Source organism: Yersinia similis (assembly GCF_001053095.1).
Lineage (GTDB): Bacteria > Pseudomonadota > Gammaproteobacteria > Enterobacterales > Enterobacteriaceae > Yersinia > Yersinia similis.
Window position 1 is genome coordinate 265,356 of record NZ_CGBP01000001.1, and the last position, 25,592, is coordinate 290,947.

Here is a 25,592-nt window from a genome sequence, read left to right on the forward strand (position 1 = left end):
GTTTTTAGCAAAACGACGGCGCTCTGGGATCATCCTCGCCGGCAATCCTCCGGGGTATGGACTCTCACCACAAAATGATGGCCGCAAGCTCACGCCCTCGGCAACTTCGAGCACGAAGGGTAATACAAAAGATGGGGAACATGTATAATCCGTGCAAAGAAACAAAACAGTGAGAACTCATCATGCGAGCCAAAACGACAACCCGCCATCATAACGTTGATGAGCAAGAAATCGCTAAATTTGAAGCTGTTGCCTCCCGCTGGTGGGATTTAGAAGGTGAATTTAAGCCTCTCCACCGTATTAACCCCCTGCGCCTCAACTATATTTTGCAACGCTCTGGCGGTGTTTTTGAGAAAAAAGTGCTGGATGTCGGCTGTGGTGGCGGGATTCTGGCCGAAAGCATGGCACGTGAAGGTGCGCAAGTGACTGGCCTGGATATGGGCTACGAGCCGCTACAAGTTGCGCGTCTGCACGCTCTGGAAACTGGCGTCAAACTCGAGTATGTGCAGGAAACCGTTGAAAATCATGCGCAGCAACACCCGCAACACTACGATGTAGTGACCTGCATGGAGATGCTCGAACATGTACCGGATCCTGCTTCCGTGGTACGGGCCTGTGCACAATTGGTCAAACCGGGTGGGCATGTTTTCTTTTCGACCATTAACCGTAATACCAAGTCTTGGCTAATGGCCGTCGTTGGTGCCGAATATCTATTGAAAATGGTGCCTAAAGGCACACATGATGCGAAAAAGTTTATCCGCCCGTCAGAGTTAATAGGCTGGGTAGATCAAACGCCATTGCTTGAACGCCATATTATCGGGCTACATTACAACCCGATCACCGACCATTTTAAGCTTGGCCGCAATGTTGATGTGAATTATATGGTGCATACTCAACGGGACAGCGAATAGATCAGTCGTAGAACCCACTGAGAGCAGGGCTAAACACCTGCTCTTCTTGGTTTTTCACACGCTCTGTTATCAGTTTATATGCTGTTAATCGCCAGATCAGGCAGAAAGCGTTTTTTTCAGCAACAAAAGCGATAAATTACAGGGTCCTTTTATAATGTTTAATAAAACGGCAAACGATCAAATTTTTAAGATTTTCCGCAAAATCTTATCCCCCAGAGGGATAAGTAGTAAGTCCCAGTAATGGCGCAGCTTATAAGGCATTCGTAACAATTAACCCCCAAGTTATCCACACAATTATCCCGTTTTGTTCACTTGCCAAAAGCCTCAATACTCACTATCTTGTTATCTGTCCAACACCCACCCACTATATATTGTGTTTGTATACTGAGCGATGGCACAAGTCAGTGCTTGAAAATTCAACTCGCAGTTTGAAAAAACGGCCTGTTGATCCCTTAGCTCACGCGCTACAAACACACTAAAGGTAAAAGAGCACATGAACCAAAGCCTACTTGTTACTAAACGCGATGGCAGCAAAGAACGCATCAATCTGGATAAAATCCACAGGGTCATCGACTGGGCCGCCGAAGGTTTACATAACGTATCGGTATCACAAGTAGAATTGCGTTCACACATTCAGTTTTATGATGGCATCAAAACCTCTGATATTCATGAAACAATCATCAAAGCCGCCGCAGATTTGATCTCCCGTGATGCACCGGATTATCAGTATCTGGCCGCCCGTTTAGCCATTTTCCACCTGCGTAAAAAAGCCTATGGGCAGTTTGAACCCCCTACGCTTTTCGCTCATGTGTCGAAAATGGTAGAAATGGGTAAATATGACAAACATCTGCTGGAAGATTACACCGCAGAAGAATTTGAGCAGATGGACACTTTCATCGACCATTGGCGCGATATGAATTTCTCCTACGCTGCGGTTAAGCAGTTGGAAGGTAAATATCTGGTGCAGAACCGCGTGAGCGGTGAGATCTATGAAAGTGCCCAATTCCTGTACATTCTGGTTTCAGCTTGCCTGTTCTCCGGCTACCCGCGTGAAACCCGTCTGGATTACATCAAGCGTTTCTACGACGCTATCTCTACGTTTAAAATTTCACTGCCAACACCTATCATGGCGGGTGTGCGTACCCCCACCCGCCAGTTCAGCTCTTGCGTACTGATTGAATGTGGTGACAGCCTGGATTCTATTAATGCCACCTCCAGCGCTATCGTGAAATACGTATCACAGCGTGCCGGTATCGGTATCAATGCAGGCCGTATCCGCGCGTTGGGTAGTCCAATCCGTGGCGGTGAAGCATTTCATACGGGTTGTATTCCATTCTATAAACACTTCCAGACTGCGGTTAAATCCTGCTCACAGGGTGGTGTTCGCGGCGGCGCGGCCACGTTGTTCTACCCAATGTGGCATCTGGAAGTCGAGAGCCTGCTGGTACTGAAAAACAACCGTGGTGTTGAAGGTAACCGTGTCCGTCATATGGATTACGGTGTGCAAATCAACAAACTGATGTATCAGCGTCTGTTGAAAGGTGGAGATATCACCTTGTTTAGCCCTTCTGATGTACCGGGGTTATATGACGCGTTCTTTGCCGATCAGGATGAATTTGAACGCCTGTATGTCAAATATGAGCAAGACAGCAGTATTCGTAAGCAACGGGTGAAAGCGGTTGAGCTATTCTCTTTGATGATGCAAGAGCGTGCTTCTACTGGCCGTATCTATATTCAAAACGTTGACCACTGCAACACGCACAGCCCGTTTGATCCTAAAATTGCCCCAGTGCGCCAGTCTAACCTATGCCTGGAAATTGCATTACCGACCAAGCCGCTGAATGACATCAACGATGAGAATGGTGAAATTGCGCTCTGTACTTTGTCAGCGTTCAACCTCGGTGCCATTGATAGCCTCGATGATTTAGAAGATCTGGCCATACTGGCAGTACGTGCACTGGATGCCTTGCTGGATTATCAGGACTACCCGATTGCAGCAGCACAGCGTGGTGCCATGGGCCGCCGTACCTTGGGGATTGGGGTAATTAACTTTGCGTATTATCTGGCGAAGAACGGCGTGCGTTATTCTGACGGCAGTGCCAATGACCTGACACACCGGACTTTCGAAGCCATTCAGTACTATTTGCTGAAAGCATCTAACGCACTGGCCCGTGAACAAGGCGCTTGCCCGTGGTTTAACGAAACCACGTATTCACAAGGTATTTTGCCGATCGATACCTATAAGAAAGATTTGGATGCCATCAGCAGTGAGCCTCTACATTACGATTGGGAAGCACTGCGTAAAGAGATTCAGACTCACGGGCTGCGCAACTCCACGTTATCGGCATTGATGCCATCTGAAACCTCATCGCAAATCTCCAATGCGACCAACGGTATTGAACCACCGCGGGGTTACGTCAGCATCAAAGCCTCTAAAGATGGCATTCTGCGTCAAGTAGTGCCTGAATATGAACGCTTGAAAGGCGCTTACGAGCTGCTGTGGGAAATGCCTAATAATGACGGCTACCTGCAGTTGGTTGGTTTGATGCAAAAATTTGTCGATCAAGCGATATCGGCGAACACCAATTATGATCCAACCCGCTTCCCATCAGGAAAAGTACCGATGAAGCAGTTGCTGAAAGATTTACTGACCACCTATAAATTTGGTGTGAAAACGCTTTACTATCAAAATACCCGTGACGGTGCTGATGATGTGCAAGAAGACATTCAATCGAGTCTGCCGGGTGATGACGACTGCGAAGGCGGCGCATGTAAGATTTAGTTTTTAGTTCAGGCCCTCCCCGGTTATCCATAATGGCGTTGTTTATGCCACGGGTAACTGGGGTAACTCACTCTGACGCTACCGCCGTTACAGGGCCTTTTTTATTTGTCCGTTACGCGACCGATTTGCCCGTTACGCGATGCTATTTGCCTATTACGCTATTTGTCCTTTGCACGACCCCTGAGGAAACCATGGCCTATACCACTTTTTCACAAAATAAAAATAATCAGTTACTCGAACCCATGTTCTTCGGTCAATCCGTCAACGTGGCACGTTTCGACCAACAAAAACACGCGATTTTCGAAAAACTGATTGAAAAACAGCTCTCTTTCTTCTGGCGTCCTGAAGAGATCGACGTATCACGCGATCGTATCGATTACAACGCATTACCTGATCACGAAAAACACATTTTTATCAGCAATCTGAAGTACCAAACCTTGCTGGACTCCATTCAAGGCCGTAGCCCTAACGTAGCGCTGTTGCCGTTGATCTCAATTCCTGAGCTGGAAACCTGGGTGGAAACCTGGTCGTTCTCAGAGACTATCCACTCACGCTCTTACACGCATATCATCCGCAATATCGTTAACGACCCATCAGTTGTTTTTGATGATATCGTGACCAACGAAGAGATCCTTAAACGCGCAAAAGATATCTCAGCTTATTACGATGATTTGATTGAGATGACCAGCTATTACCATCTGCTGGGGGAAGGCACCCACCAGGTTAATGGTAAGACCGTGGTAGTAAAATTGCGTGATTTGAAAAAACAGCTCTATCTGTGCCTAATGAGCGTTAATGCCTTAGAAGCTATTCGTTTCTATGTCAGTTTTGCCTGTTCTTTCGCTTTTGCCGAACGTGAACTGATGGAAGGCAACGCAAAAATTATCAAAATGATTGCCCGCGATGAAGCACTGCATTTGACTGGCACACAACATATTCTCAACCTGATGCGCTTGGGTGAGGATGATCCGGAAATGGCAGAAATTGCCGAAGAGTGCCAACAACAGTGCTACGACCTATTTGTACTGGCGGCACAGCAAGAGAAAGAGTGGGCGGAATACCTGTTCCGTGATGGCTCAATGATCGGACTGAACAAAGAGATCCTGTGCCAATACGTAGAATATATTACGAACATCCGTATGCAGGCAGTCGGTCTGGGCGTGCCATTTAGCACCCGCACCAACCCTATTCCATGGATCAATTCTTGGTTAGTTTCCGATAACGTCCAGGTCGCACCACAAGAAGTGGAAGTCAGCTCCTATTTGGTCGGTCAGATTGATTCAGAAATCAGTGCTGACGATCTGAGTGATTTCGAGCTGTAATCCGTGAAAACGATTGTAACCTTGAATACCACCGGAGCTCAGCTTAGTGTTCCGGCCAGTAGCCGCAATTTGCTAGAAACGCTGGAACACCATCAGTTACCGGTTGAATATCAGTGCCGATCAGGTTATTGCGGCTCTTGCCGCATGCGTTTACTGAAAGGTGAAGTCTGTTATTTGCAGCAGCCACTCGCTTTTATACAAGCAGGGGAGATCCTGCCCTGCTGCTGTCAGCCCGTGGGCGACATTGAAATCGAGCTTTAGAAATACCTTGTTGATAAAACTGAGAGAAAAAAGATGAAAAAATGTTCAATCATATTAGCCAGTGTGTTACTAGCGGCATCAATCAATGCCATTGCTGAAACGCCTACGCCTCTCAATCAGCAACAACCGTTAGAAAAAATCGCACCTTATCCACAAGCCGATAAAGGTATGAGTCGACAGGTCATTTTTCTTGATCCGCAAAAAGATGAAAGCCGCTTTAAAGTCGAGTTGCTGATCGGTAAAACTCTCAACGTTGACTGTAACCGCCACATGCTCGGCGGCAATCTGGAAACCAGAACATTATCTGGTTGGGGATTCGATTATCTGGTGATGGATAAAATCTCACAACCCGCCTCAACCATGATGGCTTGCCCTGAAGACAGTAAACCGCAAGTGAAATTTGTCACCGCTAATTTGGGCGACGCGGCAATGCAGCGTTATAACAGCCGCCTGCCAATTGTGGTCTATGTGCCGCAAGGGGTGGAAGTTAAATACCGGATCTGGGAAGCGGGCGAAGATCTCAGGAGTGCGCAGGTCAAATAGTACTCATTAACCAGGCGCTATTCCGCGCCTGAGCTAAATATTGACATTATCTTTTAATTACAAAATCTCAATAATATCCAACCAACCATGCTGCCCGCACACTGGGCCGCCCTTTAGCCAGCGCCGTAACATATCCTGTGCCAACATCGCGCTACTTTCCTGACGGATACGCAAACCATGGCGGCTAGCCTGATAGCGCACTGTCTGAGCAAAAGTCCTTTCAGGGGTATGTAATGCCACACTCAGTCGATCATTTTGCATCGCACTGACAGCCAACACGACCTGTGCCCCACACAGCATGGATAATGACTGTGCACGGCTGGCTACCTCGGTCAGCGACTCTTGGCAATGAGCAGGTAACAACTCACCGCCGACCAATGGTGCTCCCGCACTCTGCAACTGCCAGTGCATCAGCCCAGCGGTAAATTGCTCACTTACCGCCAGTAATAAGCCACGCTGTGTCAATTGTTCGGTTAAGAGTGCTGGCAAGCCCTTAGTACCTTCGAAAAGCGTACTTTCGCCTGCCACCGCCCTCACCTGCTGCCAGACTTGCTCCATTGCCGAGCGTTGTGACGCTGGGCCAGTGAGTTTCAACTCAATGATTGGGGCCGATGAGCGGTAACCCAGCACCACGCCTTCAGGTAGTGGTAACGGATCCAGCTCCAGCGCCAGATCACTCTCTGAACGACCAAAAGTGGTCATTCGTAAACATAATGGCGGTTCAGCCACCTCAAAATTCTGCCGTAGACGCGGCATAATCTGCTGTTCAACCATCACTTTAAATTCAGATGGCACCCCCGGAGTGAAAAACATCAGGCACTTATTCAGTCGCAGAGCAAAGCCACAAGCAGTGCCTACGGGATTGTCCAGCATTTCAGCATTGGCCGGAATATGGGCCTGCTTACGATTAGTTGCCGACATCACCCGGCCACGCTCTATAAAGAACGCTTCCATACGAGCAATCCACTCCGGGTGCTCAATCAGTTCCACACCGGCGGCTCGGGCGGCAGCCAAGGCGCTCAAATCATCACTGGTCGGCCCCAGGCCACCATTGACAATCAACACATCGGCAACTTGACTGCGCTCAGTCAATACCTCAATAAGGGCCGAAATATCATCGCCGACGGTTTCCCGGCTGCTGATTGGCAAGCCCTGATTAAAAAAATAATCAGCCAGCCAGGCAGCATTGGTATCAATAATCTGCCCATGCAGCACTTCATCTCCGGTACTCAACATCTCGACTCTGATCATTTTCTTCTCCATTTATGCCAACAACGTCACTTTAAGAATGACGTTACCTAAATACAATCATTTCTCCATGCTATTTGGATCACTGCACTATTTATACCCGTCATACTTCACGTTACACGTCCGTTGGCTGTATTCGTTCACCCCAGTCACTACCTGTTGTTGATCTTAAATACATAAGCTCCTAGGGGCTCTCTCAGTTGCCGCCTTCCTGAAACTCGAATTATTTGGGGTATAGATCGCAACAACATATGCCCGTCGCTATTTTATTGATTTCATTGTCGTAAACTATAATTTACACTCATCGTAACGACGATTTGACACAAACAGGCCAATCCACTACTCTTCTGCCTCAATAATTCCAATATACCCCTCTTATTTGACGTTGCAGCGGTGTTAACGGCTTTAATTTAACCGAATTACTGCGTGAATCAGCTCATCAGGATTAAATGAGTCTTATTTGAGGTTCATCCTGCGGGCTAGTATAGATGCTGGCCGCGATGCCATTTAGTTGGGGTATAAATAGCCATGTAGTAGAGGAAAGCGTGAAGAATCGCACTCTGGGCAGTATATTTATCGTTGCAGGTACCACCATTGGTGCGGGCATGTTGGCAATGCCACTGGCGGCGGCAGGCGTTGGGTTTGGCGTCACACTAGCACTACTTGTTTCTCTTTGGTTATTAATGTGTTACACCGCATTATTGCTGGTGGAAGTTTATCAATATGAAACGGCTGATACTGGGCTTGGTACATTAGCCAAGCGCTACCTCGGTGGCCATGGTCAATGGCTGACGGGTTTCAGTATGATGTTTCTGATGTATGCACTCACCGCTGCTTATATCAGTGGTGCGGGCGAATTATTGGCAACCAGTATCAGCCAATGGACTCAGCAATCATTCCCGACCTATCTCGGTGTCTTGCTATTTACCTTAGTCGCGGGTGGGGTGGTTTGCATCGGCACCCATTCGGTCGATTTATTCAATCGTATCCTGTTCAGTGCAAAAATCATTTTCCTGATTGTAATGCTGGCACTGATGATGCCGCATATCGAAAAAACCAATCTACTGACATTGCCGCTAGAGCAAGGGCTGGCACTTTCTGCAATCCCGGTAATTTTTACTTCATTCGGTTTCCACGGCAGCATACCCAGTATTGTTAATTATATGGGCGGTAATATCCGTAAACTGCGCTGGGTATTTATCATCGGCAGTGCTATACCGCTTATCGCTTATATCTTCTGGCAATTAGCCACACTGGGGGCGATCTCCTCTCATACTTTTGTCGGTATTCTGGCCCAGCAAGCCGGTTTGAACGGTTTACTCCAAGCAGTACGCGAGGTCGTGGCCTCTCCCCATGTTGAACTGGCGGTGCATCTGTTTGCTGACCTGGCACTGGCAACCTCATTCCTGGGAGTAGCATTAGGGCTATTTGACTATTTGGCTGATTTATTTAAACGCCGAAATTCCATACGTGGCCGTTTACAAACGGGGTTAATTACCTTTACGCCGCCATTACTGTTTGCGCTGTTTTATCCACGTGGCTTTATTATGGCGTTGGGTTTTGCCGCGGTAGCATTGTCAGTATTGGCATTAATTCTGCCTGCAATGTTAGCGTGGAAAGCCCGTAAGCTTCATCAGGGAAAATATCAGGTTTGGGGTGGAAGACCCGCGCTGGCAATCGTGTTTGCCTGTGGTGTTACCGTGATTGGTATTCAGATTGGTATCGTCACTGGCGCATTACCCGCTGTAGGGTGATACGTAACTGACGAATAAGGGCGCATATCCTGATAGGAATGCGCCCTTATTCGTTAGCCTAAAGTCATTTCCGTTAACCCAAAGCTATTGCCGTTGCAGCCAGGTAGCAAGTGAACGAAGCCCGATGAGCTGACTCACGTCAGTAATTCGGGTAAGTAAATACCGCTAACTTTTATTTATACGAACAACACTGCAACTAAACTATAAGAACAACGCTGTATCTATACGAACAACGCCGCAACGTCAAGGACGAAGGATAATCAGAAATTCAGACCAGCGCCGATATACACCCCGTCCGCCAGACGATTATCCCGACGGCCTTCTTTACCTTCCATATTGATATAACGGTAACCGACATCAACCGTTAACGGACGGAATACGTTCCAGCGCACGCCCCCATTGGCTTCGCTGTAAGATTTCATACCACTGGTCAACTCTTCCGGTGCGAAATATCCCTCACCGTATACGCTGAATGATTTGTTGATAGGATAGCTTAGCCCGCCGCCAATCGCCACTGCACCGCCACTACTGCCATCTTCTGGCGACATATAAATCCCTTTGGCACCCACTGTCGCGGTCATTGGCCCAACGGGTAAATTAAACCCCAGCCCAAGACCCAGCACATCGCCATCATGATCACTGCGCGCCCAGTTGCCACTAATGGCCAAACCGCCCGTGTTCGTCCCCAGGCCAAACCCTAAATTGGTGTAATGACGCCCGGTTTCAGCGTTAAAACTCACCGCACTGGCAGAACCGGCTACCAACAGCAGACTGGCTGCACACGCAACTAAATGCTTATTCATATTGTTCTCTCATTGTTCGTTATGTCACCGATTAGCCATTTCGAGCTAACGGTTTTTCCTGCGCTGAGTTTACCCGAAAAAAAACCTAAGACCACACGGATAAACTAATTAAGCAGCACAGTATTTCAAATGGCCATAATTTCAAATGATCGTAAGTTCCCACAGCAATAGCGATTGCCCATGTTAACAATAAGGCATACCTATTTGCTGAATGCTGTCAATACGACTACAACTAGTGGGGAGATCAAAGAATAACACCGTGTTTTTGTTAAAATTATTATCTTGTCAATCCCATTTTTGACGCGATATCACGTTTAAACCTAAAACCGCAATCAATTCAACAGCCATACTGGAGAACATGATGAGCAAGAAGAAAGGATTAACCACCGCGGCAGGCGCTCCCGTTGTCGATAATAATAATGTTATTACGGCTGGCCGCCGTGGCCCTATGCTACTGCAAGATGTTTGGTTCCTGGAAAAATTAGCCCATTTTGACCGTGAAGTGATCCCTGAGCGCCGCATGCATGCGAAAGGCTCCGGTGCATACGGTACGTTCACCGTAACTCATGATATTACCCAATATACTCGCGCAAAAATTTTCTCAGAGATCGGTAAAAAAACAGACATGTTTGTCCGCTTCTCCACTGTCGCCGGTGAACGTGGTGCTGCAGATGCTGAACGTGATATCCGTGGTTTTGCCATGAAGTTTTATACCGAGGAAGGCAACTGGGATTTGGTTGGTAACGATACACCGGTCTTCTATCTACGTGATCCACTGAAGTTCCCAGACCTGAACCACGTCGTCAAACGCGACCCCCGTACCAACCTGCGTAACCCGGTTTATAAATGGGATTTCTTCTCTCAACTGCCAGAGGCACTGCATCAATTAACCATCGATTTCAGTGACCGTGGCTTGCCAAAATCCTACCGTCATATGCACGGTTTCGGTAGCCATACCTTTAGCCTAATCAATACCAATAATGAACGTTTCTGGGTTAAATTCCATTTCCGTTGCCAGCAAGGTATTGAAAACCTGATGGACGATGAAGCCGAAAAACTGATTGGTTCTGATAGAGAAAGCTCGCAGCGCGATCTGTATGAAGCGATTGAGCGCGGTGACTTCCCGCGTTGGAAACTACAGATTCAGGTAATGCCAGAGCACGAAGCATCACAAACACCTTATAACCCATTTGATCTGACTAAAGTGTGGCCGCACGGTGATTACCCGCTAATCGATGTTGGTTACTTCGAATTGAATCGCAACCCGGAAAACTACTTCGCTGAAGTGGAACAATCCTCATTCAATCCAGCTAACGTTGTCCCTGGGATCAGTTTCTCCCCAGACCGCATGTTACAAGGCCGCCTGTTCTCATACGGTGATGCCGCCCGCTATCGTTTAGGGGTTAACCATCATCAGATCCCGGTGAACAGTGCTAAATGTCCGTTCCATAATTATCATCGTGACGGTGCAATGCGCGTTGACGGTAACAGTGGTAATGGCGCAACTTATGAGCCAAACAGCTTTGGTCTATTCCAGGAACAGCCTGATTTCAGCGAACCGCCATTAACATTGGAGGGGGCGGCAGATCATTGGAATCATCGCGAAGATACCGACTATTTCTCTCAACCACGAGCGCTGTTTAACCTACTCAGTGAAGAAGAACATCAACGCATGTTTACCCGTATTGCGGGCGAGTTATCGCAAGTCCCTGAAGCTATCCAACGCCGTCAGATAGATTTGTTTACTCAGGTTGATCCGGCTTACGGCGCAGGTGTGAAAAAAGCACTTGGCCTGAATTAAACTCGATAACCCCCTTTGAACTGCACCCCAAATGTTGGATAACCACCTGATATTTGGAGGTGCATTTTTATGGCTTATCCCGTGTCTTCCTAACCCGCTTCGTCCGCTTAGCAGGCCCTTTCACCGCTGTAGGTGTCACCAACGGCCCCTCAGGCATATCCGGTTGTTCAATCGGGAAAACAGGCAATGCCGCTAACAACCGTGAACCATAACCTTTGGTTAATAAACGCCGATCATAAATCACAATTTCACCACGACACTCATTACTGCGGATCAACCGCCCGACTTGCTGAATCAAGTTGAATGAAGCGCTGGGTAGACTTTGTACTTCAAACGGATAGCGCTTTAGTGATTTTAACCACTCTCCCTCAGTGAGGATCACCGGGCTGTCGATCGGTGGAAACGCAATTTTATGGATATGGACTTGAGTCAGTAATTCACCCTTTAAATCCAGCCCTTCAGCAAATGATTGCAGACCAATCAATACACTGGCAGTGCCATTATTCACCCGTTTACGGTGCTCTTCGACCAGCCGATAACGCGGTTGATCCCCCTGAACCAGTAACATGAGGCGCAGATCGGTGACGTGGCTTAGGAATGTTTGCATCGCCCGATGGCTACTGAACAGGATCAACATCCCCTTATGCCGCCCACTGGCGTGCTGAGCACGGAAGAATTGTGCCATTTCTGCCAGATGCTCTGCTTCATTCGCCATGGTGGGTTCAAAGCGCATTTTAGGGATAATCAATTTCCCCTGCTCAATATGATTAAACGGCGATGACAATGTTTCAAACCGATCACCGGCCTTCTCACTCAAGCCGCTCATCTCCTGTAAACGCGCAAAACTGTTCAGTGAGCGTAAGGTTGCCGAGGTCACAATCACATGGGGCACTTTGCGCCATAACATTTTATCTAACTGATCACTGACGCGGATCCCGACACAGTGAAAGTAAATATGCGTTTGATTGTCACGGTATTCGCGGGTCACCCATTTAGAAATCGGCGCATTCGACGCTTTTTCCATCGCCGCCAACCGCCAAAGCTTGCTCATCGCCTCCAGATAACCCAGCATCCGGCTCATTTGTATGATCGCACGGTGTAAACGAACGATATCGTGCTTACCGGTCTGTTCACTCAAATCATTGAGTACAAATTCGGCCACCCCACGCAAGGCATCCGTCAGCTTGAATAATTTGGCACAACTTTCCGTTAAACTTTCTGGTAGATCGCCCATCTCAAAACGGTACACCGCTGGATTGCCTTCAGTAGGCAGCAACTGACTCACTTGCTGTTCAACACTAAGCATCAGTTCGCGCAGTTGCTCGCAGTGATCTTTAAGGCGTTCAGGATGGGCTAGCCCAGGGGGATTTTTTGGCCGGTATTGCACCATGCATTGATCCACCAACCGAACAATCATATCCAACTGCATATTGGCAAATACCGCTGTGATTTCACCTTCAATTTCTAATGCATCACGTGCGACATCCGGTAAATGATGGCCTTCATCCAATACCAGCAATAGCTCTTTGGGATTGGGCAAAACAGATTCAGTTTCCAATGCGGCCATCACTAATGCGTGGTTAGCCACCACGACATCGGCGCTTTCGATCTCTTTGCGGGCAATAAAGAACGGACATTCACGGAAATAATGGCAATTACGCCCCAGACAATTGGCTTTATCGGTACTCAATTTGGCCCATAAATTGTCACTGAGAGCTAATTGATGATGATCGCGTAACCCATCCCAAACGTAGCTGTTCAGCGACTTAGACAATGCCAAACAAGTCGCTTGCTCTTCACCGTTTGCCGGTGCCAGTTCATCACCAAGAAATAGCGATAAATCCCCCTGCCCGGACACATCAGTGCACATTGCAGCCAGGTTACGCGGACAGACATAACGCCCACGCCCAAAGGCTCCGGTAAATTTCAGGTCAGGAATGATTTTTTTCAACAGAGGTAAGTCTTTACTGTAAATCTGATCCTGTAACGCCACATTCGCGGTGCTGACTACTAACGGTTTATTTTCTGCACGGCTGACAGCGATACCGGGGATCAGATAAGACAGCGTTTTACCAACACCCGTTGGTGCTTCAATAGCCAAATGGCGGCCAGCATCGCCTGATAGTGTTTTCGCCACTTCAGCAATCATCTGACGCTGTGGCGCCCGGGAAATAAAATCCGGTATCTGCTGTTGCAACGCCTTATACCACTGACTGATTTGTTCTTTTACTGCTGAAGACAACGCCATGCATATCTTATCTAAACTGAATGATGCCCTATTGTCCCACAGAGCACCGCCTACGTCAGCCCGAAAGCGCCTTCATTGGCGTTAAAACACCGACTTGGTGTTAACCAAAGCGGGATAAAATTTACGTAATGAAGCAGTTATTTATGATTTGTCATAAATATATCACACAGATGCGGTAAAAATTCTGCGCTGGGAAAATTCAGACAGATATTGAATACAGCAAAAATTTTATTATTCGCGTTTTTTCAATAAGAGAAACAGGGCAAAACATGAAACGTAATATTCTAGCAATCCTTATACCGACTCTATTAGTTGCAACCACCTCACATGCAGCAGAAATTTACAACAAAGACGGTAATAAGCTGGATTTATATGGGAAAGTAAAAGCGTTACATTACTTTTCTGATAATACAAAAAGTGATGGTGATAAATCGTATGTTCGCCTGGGTTTCAAAGGTGTCACTCAAATAACGGATGAACTGAGCGGTTACGGTCAGTGGGAATATAACTTCGCCGCTAACTATGCCGAGAGCCAAGAAGCAAAAGACAATAAAACACGCTTAGCCTTTGCCGGTTTACGTTACAGTAACTTAGGCTCAATCGACTATGGCCGTAACTACGGCGTATTATATGATATCGCGGCCTGGACCGATATGCTGCCTGAGTTTGGTAATGACAGCTACACCAGAACCGATAACTTTATGACTGGTCGTACCACAGGCGTTGCTACCTACCGCAACACAGATTTCTTTGGTTTGGTTGATGGTCTGAAATTCTCTCTGCAATATCAAGGCAAGAACGGTGCCGAAGGCGAGACTAATAACGGGCGTGCTGATACATCCAAGCAGAATGGCGACGGTTTCGGTTTGTCTTCCAGCTATGAGATTGGCGCAGGTGTCAGCGTAGGCGCAGCCTATGCTTCATCTAACCGCACTCTGGCCCAGAAGAACAGTACCTTTGGCAAAGGCGATAAAGCAGATGCCTGGACTACCGGCCTGAAATATAGCGATAACGGCGTTTATTTAGCGGCTACTTATGCAGAAACTCGTAACATGACACCAATCTCCGGTACTGCGGTAATTAATAACGTGTCAACCAGCGTAAGTGGTTTTGCTAATAAAACCCAAAACATTGAGTTAGTGGCTCAATATTTATTTGACTTTGGTTTAAAACCTTCCATTGCCTATATTCAATCTAAGGGCAAAGATATCGAAGGTATTGGTGACGCCGACCTGGTCAAATATGTTGACATTGGTGCAACATATTACTTCAACAAAAACATGTCCACATATGTTGATTATAAAATAAACCAACTCAATGATGATAATAAACTGAAGTTGAATACTGATAACGTTGTAGCGCTTGGTCTGGTGTATCAGTTCTAATTTGTATGCAAGGTGTTACCCTCATTTTATTGTGAATTATTATTCTTTGAATATTTTTATATTGCCGGGATTATTCCCGGCTTTTTTACACCACGCGCATGAAGGCTATGGCTGCCATATTCCATAAGCCATTTATCCTCAACCGCATTGAGATTGCAGTCAGATAACTCGTCAGATAGCTAGACAGTCAACACATATGCAGCTTGGGATATGACGAGTATACGCATCATATCTGATGGTATTTGGGAGGCATCTATTCACTCATCTGTGGTCAAAATCAAAAATAACCCTCTGTTTTAGAGTGAAATTCAGACAAAAAATTAAAACGTAAAAAACAATAAAATCCTTTGCTAACCACCACTATTCTCATGTTTACTGGCCCCCTGTGTTTTACCGTTCTCTTTTTAGTTGAATAACTATGCTGAAGCAAAATCGCCGTAACTTGTGGTTGTTGATCGGTTCACTTTTTACCTTGTACTTCGTCTGGGGTTCAACTTATCTGGTTATCCGCATTGGGGTAGAAAGCTGGCCACCACTGATGATGGCCGGGCTACGTTACCTGATTGCCGGCGTTTTACTCTTCAGTTTCCTTGCTATTCGCGGTCATGCTCTACCCACTTTGCGGCAATGGGCAGCAGCCAGTGCCATTGGTATCTTATTACTGGCAATTGGTAATGGATTAGTCACCATCGCTGAGCACCAACATGTTCCTTCCGGTATCGCTGCAGTCATGGTAGCGACTGTCCCTCTGTTTACGTTGTGCTTCAGTTTATTATGGGGAATGCGTAACACTAAGCTGGAATGGGCGGGAATTGCTCTCGGGCTGGTTGGTATCATATTACTCAACACCGGCAGCAACCTATTAGGAAACCCCGTAGGGGCAATGCTGATATTACTGGCTTCCGCCAGTTGGGCATTTGGTTCAGTCTGGAGTTCCCGGTTAGCATTGCCAGCCGGTGCGATGTCTGGTGCCGCACAAATGCTGGTGGCGGGTGTCGTGTTGCTGCTTGCCAGCACACTGAGTGGCGAAGAGTTACAGCAACCTCCGACGATGAGCGGTATTCTCGCATTACTGTACTTAATTGTTTTTGGCTCCATGCTCGCTATCAGCGCCTATATGTTCCTACTGAAAAATGTCCGCCCAGCGGTTGCAACCAGCTATGCCTATGTGAACCCAGTCGTAGCGGTGTTACTGGGAATTAGTTTTGCTGGCGAAAGCTTATCCCCCACCGAATGGGGCGCACTGGCAGTGATTGTTTCTGCCGTGGTATTAGTCACCTTGGGGAAATTTTTATTCACACGCCGTTAATCTATACGTGCAAATCACTGTTGCATACTCATCATCATCATTACGTAGCAATTATATAACACGGTTGTTTCATACCGTGAACGGACTATAATTCCTACTGTTTAGATAAAAAGTGAAAATAATTATTATGCTGAGAAAAACACTCATTATCCTGATTGCGGTTATGGCACTAAGTTCACTAGGGGGCGTTTTCCTGGCGGGGCTGAACATCTACACCCGCTCAACAACCCCACATGAGGCTGATGTTACTGAGGCTTCTCCGGTGCCAGACATCGGCCCAGCAGGTTTATCTAACACCGGCCAGGAATCACCGTAAACTGTTATCCCCTTTTGGCTGGCAGTTTCTTTTGACTGATAGTGCTTTTTGGCAGTATTTTTGACTGACAGCTTAGGGCGGAGCAGCGGTGAGAGACCCGCCCTAGGCGCATTTACAGTTTTAGTACCCAAATAAAATACTGCCCATTTTTCTGCTCGGACCCTTCCAAGATCTTCTCGAAGCCGGGAAAGTGCTGACCCCATTTAGTGATGCTTAAGATATAACGTAGCCATGGTTCTTCCTGGCTACCAAAACTCTCCCCCGGCATAACTATTGGGATGCCCGGCGGATATGGAATAACCCCAACAGCGGAAACGCGCCCAGCTAGCTTATCGATAGGTAATAGCTCGCATCGCCCAGCCATATGATCTTGAAAAGCCTGACGGGGTAAGACCACAGGCGTAGGCAAATGGCTAAATGCCCCAGCTTGCAGTTTATCCATTTCACTGATTTTCATATAAGCAAACATCTCATCACATAATACTTTTAACCCCTTATAAGCGTATTGATGAGGATAATTTTTCGCCAAGTCAGGTAGGCACACCGATATCGGTGTATTGCTATCGTAGTGCTGCTTAAATTCCAGTAACACATTAATGAGTGTGCCCCATTTACCTTTCGTTACACCAACCGAAAACAAGCACAGCACCATAAAATCTGTGGTCCGCGACGGTACAATTCCCCGCTGCCCGAGGAAAGCGGTCACTATCGCCGCGGGAATTCCATTTTCTGACAACTTGCCGTCATCCCCCATTCCCGGCACCATAATCCCGGCTTTGATCGGATCCAACATGCACCAATCTTCTTCCAACTGATCGAAACCATGCCACTGGTCTCCCGGCTTGAGAACCCAACATGCGGGATCGGTTGTCAATTGCTCTCGTGACGCTTGGGAGAAAGGTAACTTTTTACCACTTTTGCTATCCGTTATTTCCGGTGCATTCCAAGGTTTGAAGAACCATTCGCCTTGTTTGGCAAAAGCATCATGTGCACGAGCCAGCGCCAACCGAAAATCAACGGCTTCGTCGATCACCTCTTGTGTCAATGCTAATCCCTGCCCGCCTTCCATCATCGCCGCCCCCACTTCATTGGCAGCAATAATGGCGTACAACGGCGAAGTGGTTGACTGCAACATATACGACTCATTAAACCGCGAATGTTCTATCGGCTTTTTGCCATTTCTCACATGAATATAAGAAGCTTGCGACAGCGCTGCCAATAATTTATGCGTTGATTGTGTAGCAAAAACGGTTGGCCCCAGCGCGTCATGGTCAGCCGGGTCACCACGCATCGCAAAACGCTCCTGATAAAGGGGATTAAAACGGGCATAGGCGTACCAGGCTTCATCGAAATGAATCTGATCAACGCTTTTTGCCAATAAATCCTGTGCCTGTTGGGCGTTATAGCACATACCGTCATAGGTACAATTGGTGATAACTGCATAGACGGGTTTGCTATCACAAGCCAATGACTTTAAGGGGTTTTGTTCAATTTTTTGTGCGATAGCCGTGGGTTGGAGTTGATCTTTAGGAATTGGTCCAATAATGCCATAGCGGTTACGGGTTGGAATAAAAAACACCGGTAATGCACCCGATAGGAGCAATCCCTGTTCAATGGATTTATGACAGTTACGATCACACAATGCTATCTGCTTATCTCCCACGACAGCGGCCATAATGGCGCGATTAGATCCCGATGTGCCATTAAGCATCGAGTAACTGATATGTGCACCAAAAACTTGTGCGGCATACGCTTCTGACTCTTTTATCGGCCCACTGTGATCAAGTAAAGATCCCAATGACTCACGTTCAATGCCAGTATCCGTACGAAATAGATTCTCGCCGAAGAAATCAAGAAACTCGCGCCCAACCGCCGTCTTACTGAAGGCGACGCCCCCTTGATGGCCGGGGGCAGCCCATGAATATTCAGGATTATCTTGCGTATATTGAAACAGCGCTTGCGTAAAAGGTGGCAGCAACTGCTGGTAATACTTGATGATTAGTGCTTTGGCACGAGCAGCTATAAACTCAGAGGTATCTTCATGCATCCAAACAAATTCATTAACGAGCTGCATGGTCTCCAAACTTAAACTATTGATACATGAATGCTCAGCCATCAATAACACGGGTACCGATTTATTACGGCGACGAATATCTTGTAGCAATGCAAATGCCTGACTATGGGATTCATCGTCATTACCACCAGAAGTCCAATCGACAAAAATACAGCACAACGAAGAGTCGGAGCTCACTGTTGCCGCGCCATCTTCAAACGTCATCGCCGCAATCACATTGAAATTAATGTCATTAAGCGCAATGATAAGTTCGTTTACCGCCCGACCATTAGCGGTATTGCTATCACGAATATTGCTGTCAACCACTAAAACGTTGCGTTTCTTGTGACTGCTTAAATCAATCATAGTATTTATCCCTTTATCTATATCATCACATCAATGATTCCCACACTGCCACAGGTGGGAGTGAGTATTACTGCCCGTTCTTAACAGGAGCATCGAGTGGGAATGGGTTTTTGTGGGTACGGTTATAATTAAAAGTATAAAGCGCGGTGATAACCATTAAGGTAACGAATGACCACATCACTTCCTTGGCACCCGAACCAACTACGGCCCAAATGCAATACACAAAAGCAATAAGGGTTATGCCGACATAAGTTTTCACTTGAGTGCCTAAATGGCCATGACCGACCAGCAATAAGGCTGAACAGGTATACAGATACGGTACCAGAGTAAAAATCACAGAAACGGAAGAGACTAGGCCAAACTCTTTGGCCGCATTCGGCGAAATACTGCTAATTTGGAAAATGGTCATCAGTACGCCAAGAATAAGTAGCCCGGCCACTGGCGTACCGGCTTTATTGACCTTACCGAAAATGGGTGGGAATAACCCATCATCAGCCGCCGCTTTAGCCGTCTGCCCAGCCACCAGCGTCCAACCGCCTAGAGACCCTAAACACCCTGCCGCCGCACAGAGTGAAACTACCGCCCCTGCCGTATCTCCCAATGCTAAACGGGCTGCATCACCAAATGGCGATGCTGATAGACGCAATTCTGCATTAGGGATCATCCCCATAATGGCGCTACTGGAAAGAACATAACAAACAGCAGCAATTAGCACCCCACCCACGGTGGCAATCGGGACATTACGTTTTGGATTTTTAACTACCCCTGCCGCCACCGATGCAGTTTCGACGCCGATAAATGACCATAGCGTCACATTAAGAGTACTTTGAATTGCACCAACGGTACCTAATCCACTGACATTCCAGGCTGCCATATAGGTTTCGCCTTTAAACCAGAACCACCCAAATAAAGCGATACCCACAATTGGAATAAGCGCCAGTGACGTGGCTACCGCTTGTACACGGGTGATCATTTTAGGCCCAATAATATTCAGCCCGACAAATATCCATAGAAATACTACGCAAGTAATCGTTAATACCATGGGCTCTTTTAAAATAGGGAAAAAATAACTGAGATAGCCGACACCAATAACGACCATCGCAATATTACCGATCCAACATGCCAACCAATACAAAACATTTGTTTGATAACCTAAAAATGGCCCAAAGGCACGCCGCGCATAAGCATAAGACCCCCCTGGGCTATCATCCAAAGATGACATTTTGGCGTAAACCATTGATAGTGCCAGAGCACCAATAATAGTCACCAACCATCCCCATATCGCGATTCCACCTGTAGCAGCCAAATTCGCCGGTAATAAGAAAACACCAGACCCCATTATATTCCCTGCAACCATGAGGGTTACAGGAATTAACCCAACTTTCTGATCATCTGTAGACATAGGTAATCCTTACAAATCCCTATAATAGGCTGAAAATGATGATTAATAGCCAGACGCAGTTATAAAGGTAGACGATATATTTTATAAATAAAGTCAAATTCAAATATAAAAAACCACAATAGATAATTAACGATTTATTTTAATTACCTTACTACAGATAATAATCACAATGAATTCTTATAAAATAAAACAACAATGAAATAATTAAAAATAAAATTAAAATATAATCATCAAAATAAATTGCAGTAATTAAATGGTTATTAACTCATGAAAAATAGTTTTTATTTATATTAATAAACTAATAATATTGGCAGAGTCAGGAAAGCACCAAATCCAAAGTCATTGGCATTGGCATTGGCATTGGTATTACAACCAAGTAAAAAAGTGAATACCGAACCACTAACTTACACCGATAATTCAGATCAAGGAGAGCCATTGATGGCACCATTAATCAGTTCGGGGAGCAGAAATAAAATACAGTTCCCTCCAGCGTAACAACCGCCGAGTCCAACGTTCAAAAATCGTATCAGTAATAATCGCTAAAAGCGCAACAACGGCGGCCCCCTGAATAACGTAAGCGGTATTAAATCCGCTGAGGCCGATAATAATTGGTGAGCCAAGCGTCTTAGCCCCCACTGTCGACGCAATAGCCGCAGTACCTATATTGATGATTACCGAAGTGCGAATACCCGCCACAATAACTGGCGCAGCCAAAGGTAATTCCACCTTCCAGAGGATCTGCCTCGCACTCATCCCAACACCTGCCGCCACTTCACGGATACTGGGCGAAACGGATTCAATACCCGCAATGGTGCCTTGTAAAATCGGCAATAAACCATAAAGCACCAGAGCAATAATCGCTGGTTTCTCACTGAACCCCATCACAGGAACTGCAATGGCGAGTACCGCTACGGGGGGAAATGTTTGCCCCATCGCCACAACAGTTTCCACTACCGAACGAAACTCCTTTCCTGCCGGACGCGTTACCGCAATCCCGGTAGCAACACCAATGAAAACAGCAATACTACTGGAGGCCAATACCAGTAATACATGGGCTACCACCAATGAAAAAAAGGTATCTTGCAAATAGATCGGCCGATCAAGTTCTGGGAATAATACGGTAAAGAAACTCTGTAGTGAGGTCATACCGAAGATCAACCCACAAAGGATGAGCAGCGCCCAGCACAGAGGATCTTTTAGCCAAAACCAAAACCGCAGCCCCGGTTTAATACTTTTAGCATCACCCACTACTGTATTATCAGGTTTAGTTTCTGCTGGGTTCATACTTTTTCCTTATTCGCAACCAAATCAGCAAAATAGAGCACTCCTAGTGGCTGCCCGTGTTCATCAGCAACCGGTAATTTATCCGTCTGGCGGGAAACAAACAGGGAAAGTGCCTCGCGCAAGCTGGTGGTACCCAGTATCGGCTGCCCTGCCAGAATTTCACCACATCTAACACGTTGTTCTACTCGCCCAAGTGACAACAATTTAATACCAAGATCACTGCGGCCAAAGAAATCACGGACAAAATCATTGGCAGGCTGGGCCAACATTTCAAGGGGCGTTCCCTGCTGAATAACTCGCCCTTCATCCATCAAAACAATGCGATCAGCAAGACTCAATGCCTCATCAATATCATGGGTAACCAGCACGATAGTTCGCCCCGACAATTGATGAATACGGGTAATTTCAAGCTGCAACGCTGAACGCGTTACCGGATCCAACGCACCAAAAGGTTCATCCATCAATAGCACCTCAGGATCCGCCGCCAAGGCTCTTGCGACCCCAACTCTCTGTTGCTGCCCTCCAGATAATTGATGAGGATAACGGTGACAAAACTGTTGTGGCTCCAGATGCAACAGCTCCAACAGTTCAACAACACGTTGACGAATACGATCCTTTGGCCATTTAAGCAACTGTGGCACCGTGGCAATATTGCGTTCTACCGTCCAATGCGGAAATAGCCCTATTGATTGAATCGCATACCCCATGCGCCGCCGTAAATCTTCCGGTTTGTAGTTACGGATCTCCTCACCGGCAAAACGGATTTTTCCTTCATCGTGTTCAATCAACCTGTTAATCATTTTTAAGGTGGTTGACTTACCAGAACCGGAGGTACCTATCAGCACAGTAAACTCCCCTTTAGAAATCTGTAGGGATAGGTTATCTACCGCCCGTTTACCGGCAAAATACTTACTGACTTGATGGAATTGAATCATCGACGTGAAATATCCATAAATATAATGATGAATTTAAACAGTGAATCAACAACAACCGCCATCACTATCACGGGGATAACACCAAGCAGCACCAAATCCAGAGCGCTACTTAACAAACCTTGGAATACGATGGCCCCTAGCCCCCCCGCACCAATCAGCGCTGCGACTACAGCTAACCCCACGGTTTGAACAGCAATAATGCGAACGCCCGACAGAATGAGTGGCATGGCAATCGGCATTTGTACCCGAAAAAATAACTGCCGGTGTGTCATCCCCATACCTCTGGCTGACTCCACCACACTGTCGGGGACAGCCTCTAACCCGGCAACCACATTACGTACTAAGGGTAATAAGGCATACAGCACCAATGCGATAATCGCGGGCGCTAAACCAATGCCACCGATACCCTGTTCAGCAAGCCAGGGGATAGCAGCGGCTAACCCTGCTAATGGTGCAATCAGCAAACCAAACAAGGCAATAGATGGGATCGTTTGAATAATGTTTAACGTCGAAAAAATAGCGCCTTGTAAGCGGTGAGAGTGAAAGCAAAGTAAGCCAAGAGGAATGCCAATCACCACCGCCGGAACTAGCGTTGTCAGTAGTATTTGGACATGCCGCCATAGGGCATCATCAAATACGTCCTGACGATTCATATATTCCTTCATTAATGACAACTGATCTAATTGCCCACTAGCCAGCAATGCAATTATTGGTAGCATCAACAAAGTATTGGCTAAACTGCGCCAGACAGGATGAGCAATAGCACGAGATAAACTGTCGATAGCAATCAATAAACTCACCCCACTCATCAACCAAAACCCACCTCCCAATGACGTGCGGACGAGGCTCTCTTCGCCTCCAGCCAGTTGAGTGGCGGTCATACCCGCCAATAGCAGTAAGCCTAATACCAGCAACTCTGCAAGCAAGGCAGTCAACCAATATAGGGCGACGCTGGGAGTGAGAAAAGCAAAGATAATTAACCCAAGTATTGGTGCTAGCAGCCACAGAACAGGGCCGGTTATTAGCGATATCAGCATGATCCCCTGCCCGGAAATCAATCGATTAGGTGCATGACTAAGAAAGGCAAGCCCAGCGCCTGCTAAAACCAATAAAATAGCCAGTGTTAGCAGAACCCGGTTTTTTACAACCATAAAAATCCATCTCCATGCCAGATAACCTTATGTGTCATCGTGGATTACCTGTTTACTTTCTCACTTGAAGCTGTAGGGGCGTTAGCTACATTTACATTTACATTTACATTTACATTTACAACTACAACTACAACTACAACTACAACTACAACTACGTTGGATCTCGTTGATGGCACCATAAAGCAAATAGTTTATGGTGCCCCCTCTGCTAATGGTCAGTTTTTAATAAACCCTTTCTCTTTTAGGTAATTGGCAGCCACTTTCTTTGCATCCTGCCCTTCCACCGCAATACGTGCATTCAGCTTTTGTAACGTTGAGCCATCAAGTGTGGCGAATACCGGATTAAGCAAAGCCGGGATGTTCGGGTGAGCTTTCAGAGTAGCTTCGCGGATGATTGGGGCTGGCGCATAAATCGGCTGTACGCCTTTAGTATCTTCCAGAGTCTGTAAACCCAGTGCAGCCACTGGGCCATCGGTACCATAAGCCATGGCGGCATTCACCCCTGAGATCTGTTCTGCCGCTGCTTTAATCGTCACCGCGGTATCCCCCCCAGCCAGGGACAGTAGTTGATCTTGATTCAGCGTAAAACCATATGCCTGTTGGAAAGCGGGTAACGCATCAGGCCGCTCGATAAACTCGGCTGAGGCGGCTAATTTAAACTGACCTCCGGCATTGATCCACTTACCTAAATCATCCATCGTTCGCAAATTATTGGCCGTGGCTAAGTCTTTTCGTACAGCAATGGTCCAGGTATTGTTCGCTGGCGCAGGAGAGAGCCATACCAATTTATTTTTTTCGTAATCCAGCACTTTTACTTTTTCATATCCCGCTTTGGCACTCTTCCAAGCAGGGTCTTGTTCATCAGAAAAGAAGAAAGCCCCATTCCCCGTATATTCAGGATAAATATCAATCTCACCGGCAGTAATCGCCCCACGTACGACTTTGGTTGCTCCCAGTTGGGATTTATTGGTGGTTTTAATCCCGTTAGCCTCCAAAACCTGCACAATAATATTGCCCAGCAAGGATCCTTCGGTATCAATTTTAGAGCCTACGCGGACGTTATCTGCCGCTTGCGATATGCCACTTGATGCAGACAGCATGATGGCGGCCAATGCGAAAATCCGACCACGGGTTAGGATTATTGCCATACATTACCTCTTATCAGTTTATACCCGTCACACTTCAAGTTGCCTGAGCGTTGGCGGCTTTACGGGCTGCATAAATGCGATTCAAACCAGTCTTCGACCAATTTACCGCTTTGTTGCCGCCTTCCTGCAACTCGAATTACTTCAGGTATGTAAGGCCTATTGGTTTATAAAACGTCTGGGCAGTAGGGAGATATCATTAGCTTATTAACATACCCGTCACCCTATTAGATTTAACCCCAAACACACTAAATAACCAACTGATATTAAATATATTATTCACGTTTCATCGGACAGCCAACCTTGTCATAACCACATGATAGATAAGTATTTAAAGCCACTCACTCAAGCAAAGGGGGTTATTAACATTACACACAAAGCTGTATATAACAACAGTTAAACATCCCAATTAACAACCCACTTTCAAGCCAATGCCAGGAAAAAAATGTTCGTATAGCTCGAAGAAAGCGCTATTCAACTTAATGAAAAACCATAGGAACAGAAAGTAAACCGCTGTACATCGCTCAAAAACGAGAGTGTCCCAAGCGCAGCAACGAATTATTTGCTTACGAT

Annotated in this window: 19 protein-coding genes; 10 read left to right on the forward strand and 9 right to left on the reverse strand. The window is 46.6% G+C overall.

What is annotated here, in order from left to right; all coding sequences use genetic code 11:
* Positions 1-182 precede the first annotated feature (182 nt).
* The 5 genes from ubiG (at position 183) to eco (ending at position 5,819) form a co-directional block, all read left to right on the forward strand.
* On the forward strand, positions 183-911 hold the full coding sequence (gene ubiG / locus AC971_RS01110; protein WP_025383162.1) for a bifunctional 2-polyprenyl-6-hydroxyphenol methylase/3-demethylubiquinol 3-O-methyltransferase UbiG: 729 nt from the start codon (positions 183-185) through the stop codon (positions 909-911).
* A gap of 493 nt (positions 912-1,404) precedes the next feature.
* Positions 1,405-3,693: a class 1a ribonucleoside-diphosphate reductase subunit alpha gene (gene nrdA, locus AC971_RS01115; RefSeq protein WP_025383161.1), complete on the forward strand. Its 2,289-nt coding sequence runs from the start codon at positions 1,405-1,407 to the stop codon at positions 3,691-3,693.
* Between the two features lie 191 nt (positions 3,694-3,884).
* Positions 3,885-5,015 carry a class Ia ribonucleoside-diphosphate reductase subunit beta gene (nrdB, locus tag AC971_RS01120; RefSeq protein ID WP_025383160.1) on the forward strand — a complete coding sequence of 377 codons (1,131 nt, stop codon included), beginning with the start codon at positions 3,885-3,887 and terminating at the stop codon, positions 5,013-5,015.
* A gap of 3 nt (positions 5,016-5,018) precedes the next feature.
* On the forward strand, positions 5,019-5,276 hold the full coding sequence (yfaE, locus tag AC971_RS01125) for a class I ribonucleotide reductase maintenance protein YfaE (RefSeq protein WP_025383159.1): 258 nt from the start codon (positions 5,019-5,021) through the stop codon (positions 5,274-5,276).
* A gap of 33 nt (positions 5,277-5,309) precedes the next feature.
* Positions 5,310-5,819, forward strand: coding sequence for a serine protease inhibitor ecotin (gene eco, locus AC971_RS01130; protein WP_025383158.1), 510 nt, complete (start codon positions 5,310-5,312; stop codon positions 5,817-5,819).
* A 57-nt stretch (positions 5,820-5,876) separates the two neighbouring features.
* Here the strand turns inward: eco and AC971_RS01135 are convergent, their stop codons facing one another.
* Entirely contained in the window at positions 5,877-7,070 is a 1,194-nt protein-coding gene (locus AC971_RS01135; RefSeq protein WP_025383157.1) for a nicotinamide mononucleotide deamidase-related protein YfaY, read from the reverse strand.
* A 542-nt stretch (positions 7,071-7,612) separates the two neighbouring features.
* Here AC971_RS01135 and tyrP point away from each other — a divergent pair.
* A complete protein-coding gene (gene tyrP, locus AC971_RS01140; protein ID WP_025383156.1) occupies positions 7,613-8,821 on the forward strand; it encodes a tyrosine transporter TyrP in 1,209 nt (402 codons plus the stop codon).
* A 260-nt stretch (positions 8,822-9,081) separates the two neighbouring features.
* Here the strand turns inward: tyrP and AC971_RS01145 are convergent, their stop codons facing one another.
* Positions 9,082-9,624, reverse strand: a complete 543-nt coding sequence (locus tag AC971_RS01145; RefSeq protein ID WP_002210812.1) for a YfaZ family protein — start codon at positions 9,622-9,624, stop codon at positions 9,082-9,084.
* A 361-nt stretch (positions 9,625-9,985) separates the two neighbouring features.
* Here AC971_RS01145 and katA point away from each other — a divergent pair, with 361 nt between their 5' ends.
* A complete protein-coding gene (gene katA, locus AC971_RS01150) occupies positions 9,986-11,425 on the forward strand; it encodes a catalase KatA (protein WP_025383155.1) in 1,440 nt (479 codons plus the stop codon).
* A 67-nt stretch (positions 11,426-11,492) separates the two neighbouring features.
* Here katA and dinG read toward each other — a convergent pair whose 3' ends face one another.
* A complete protein-coding gene (dinG, locus tag AC971_RS01155; RefSeq protein ID WP_025383154.1) occupies positions 11,493-13,673 on the reverse strand; it encodes an ATP-dependent DNA helicase DinG in 2,181 nt (726 codons plus the stop codon).
* A 269-nt stretch (positions 13,674-13,942) separates the two neighbouring features.
* Here dinG and ompF2 point away from each other — a divergent pair, with 269 nt between their 5' ends.
* From ompF2 to AC971_RS01170, 3 genes are all read left to right on the forward strand, one after another.
* On the forward strand, positions 13,943-15,058 hold the full coding sequence (gene ompF2 / locus AC971_RS01160; RefSeq protein ID WP_025383153.1) for a porin OmpF2: 1,116 nt from the start codon (positions 13,943-13,945) through the stop codon (positions 15,056-15,058).
* Positions 15,059-15,476: 418 nt separating this feature from the next.
* Positions 15,477-16,367 (forward strand): drug/metabolite exporter YedA, encoded by an 891-nt coding sequence (yedA, locus tag AC971_RS01165; protein ID WP_025383152.1) that lies wholly within the window; start codon positions 15,477-15,479, stop codon positions 16,365-16,367.
* A 127-nt stretch (positions 16,368-16,494) separates the two neighbouring features.
* Entirely contained in the window at positions 16,495-16,683 is a 189-nt protein-coding gene (locus AC971_RS01170; protein ID WP_025383151.1) for a hypothetical protein, read from the forward strand.
* Between the two features lie 112 nt (positions 16,684-16,795).
* On the opposite strand, the gene AC971_RS01175 is transcribed toward AC971_RS01170, so the two are convergent.
* The 6 genes from AC971_RS01175 to osmF all read right to left on the reverse strand — a co-directional run bounded on the left by AC971_RS01175 (position 16,796) and on the right by osmF (position 25,022).
* Positions 16,796-19,102, reverse strand: coding sequence for an Orn/Lys/Arg family decarboxylase (locus AC971_RS01175; protein ID WP_025383150.1), 2,307 nt, complete (start codon positions 19,100-19,102; stop codon positions 16,796-16,798).
* A gap of 67 nt (positions 19,103-19,169) precedes the next feature.
* Entirely contained in the window at positions 19,170-20,504 is a 1,335-nt protein-coding gene (gene adiC, locus AC971_RS01180) for an arginine/agmatine antiporter (protein WP_025383149.1), read from the reverse strand.
* A 447-nt stretch (positions 20,505-20,951) separates the two neighbouring features.
* Positions 20,952-21,650 carry an ABC transporter permease gene (locus tag AC971_RS01185; RefSeq protein WP_038402608.1) on the reverse strand — a complete coding sequence of 233 codons (699 nt, stop codon included), beginning with the start codon at positions 21,648-21,650 and terminating at the stop codon, positions 20,952-20,954.
* Between the two features lie 134 nt (positions 21,651-21,784).
* Positions 21,785-22,723, reverse strand: a complete 939-nt coding sequence (locus AC971_RS01190; protein WP_025383147.1) for an ABC transporter ATP-binding protein — start codon at positions 22,721-22,723, stop codon at positions 21,785-21,787.
* On the reverse strand, positions 22,720-23,874 hold the full coding sequence (locus AC971_RS01195; RefSeq protein ID WP_025383146.1) for an ABC transporter permease: 1,155 nt from the start codon (positions 23,872-23,874) through the stop codon (positions 22,720-22,722). Before AC971_RS01195 ends, AC971_RS01190 begins: the two co-directional genes overlap by 4 nt.
* 215 nt (positions 23,875-24,089) lie before the next feature.
* Positions 24,090-25,022 (reverse strand): glycine betaine ABC transporter substrate-binding protein OsmF, encoded by a 933-nt coding sequence (osmF, locus tag AC971_RS01200; RefSeq protein ID WP_025383145.1) that lies wholly within the window; start codon positions 25,020-25,022, stop codon positions 24,090-24,092.
* Positions 25,023-25,592: the final 570 nt, after the last annotated feature.

Excerpts from the sequence above, each read along its gene's own strand:
- ubiG (WP_025383162.1), top strand. The coding sequence starts at position 183 with ATGCGAGCCAAAACGACAACCCGCCATCATAACGTTGATGAGCAAGAA.
- nrdA (WP_025383161.1), top strand. The coding sequence starts at position 1,405 with ATGAACCAAAGCCTACTTGTTACTAAACGCGATGGCAGCAAAGAACGC.
- nrdB (WP_025383160.1), top strand. The coding sequence starts at position 3,885 with ATGGCCTATACCACTTTTTCACAAAATAAAAATAATCAGTTACTCGAA.
- eco (WP_025383158.1), top strand. The coding sequence starts at position 5,310 with ATGAAAAAATGTTCAATCATATTAGCCAGTGTGTTACTAGCGGCATCA.
- AC971_RS01135 (WP_025383157.1), bottom strand. The coding sequence starts at position 7,070 with ATGATCAGAGTCGAGATGTTGAGTACCGGAGATGAAGTGCTGCATGGG.
- AC971_RS01145 (WP_002210812.1), bottom strand. The coding sequence starts at position 9,624 with ATGAATAAGCATTTAGTTGCGTGTGCAGCCAGTCTGCTGTTGGTAGCC.
- katA (WP_025383155.1), top strand. The coding sequence starts at position 9,986 with ATGAGCAAGAAGAAAGGATTAACCACCGCGGCAGGCGCTCCCGTTGTC.
- dinG (WP_025383154.1), bottom strand. The coding sequence starts at position 13,673 with ATGGCGTTGTCTTCAGCAGTAAAAGAACAAATCAGTCAGTGGTATAAG.
- ompF2 (WP_025383153.1), top strand. The coding sequence starts at position 13,943 with ATGAAACGTAATATTCTAGCAATCCTTATACCGACTCTATTAGTTGCA.
- yedA (WP_025383152.1), top strand. The coding sequence starts at position 15,477 with ATGCTGAAGCAAAATCGCCGTAACTTGTGGTTGTTGATCGGTTCACTT.
- AC971_RS01170 (WP_025383151.1), top strand. The coding sequence starts at position 16,495 with ATGCTGAGAAAAACACTCATTATCCTGATTGCGGTTATGGCACTAAGT.
- AC971_RS01175 (WP_025383150.1), bottom strand. The coding sequence starts at position 19,102 with ATGATTGATTTAAGCAGTCACAAGAAACGCAACGTTTTAGTGGTTGAC.
- adiC (WP_025383149.1), bottom strand. The coding sequence starts at position 20,504 with ATGTCTACAGATGATCAGAAAGTTGGGTTAATTCCTGTAACCCTCATG.
- AC971_RS01185 (WP_038402608.1), bottom strand. The coding sequence starts at position 21,650 with ATGACCTCACTACAGAGTTTCTTTACCGTATTATTCCCAGAACTTGAT.
- AC971_RS01190 (WP_025383147.1), bottom strand. The coding sequence starts at position 22,723 with ATGATTCAATTCCATCAAGTCAGTAAGTATTTTGCCGGTAAACGGGCG.
- AC971_RS01195 (WP_025383146.1), bottom strand. The coding sequence starts at position 23,874 with ATGGTTGTAAAAAACCGGGTTCTGCTAACACTGGCTATTTTATTGGTT.
- osmF (WP_025383145.1), bottom strand. The coding sequence starts at position 25,022 with ATGGCAATAATCCTAACCCGTGGTCGGATTTTCGCATTGGCCGCCATC.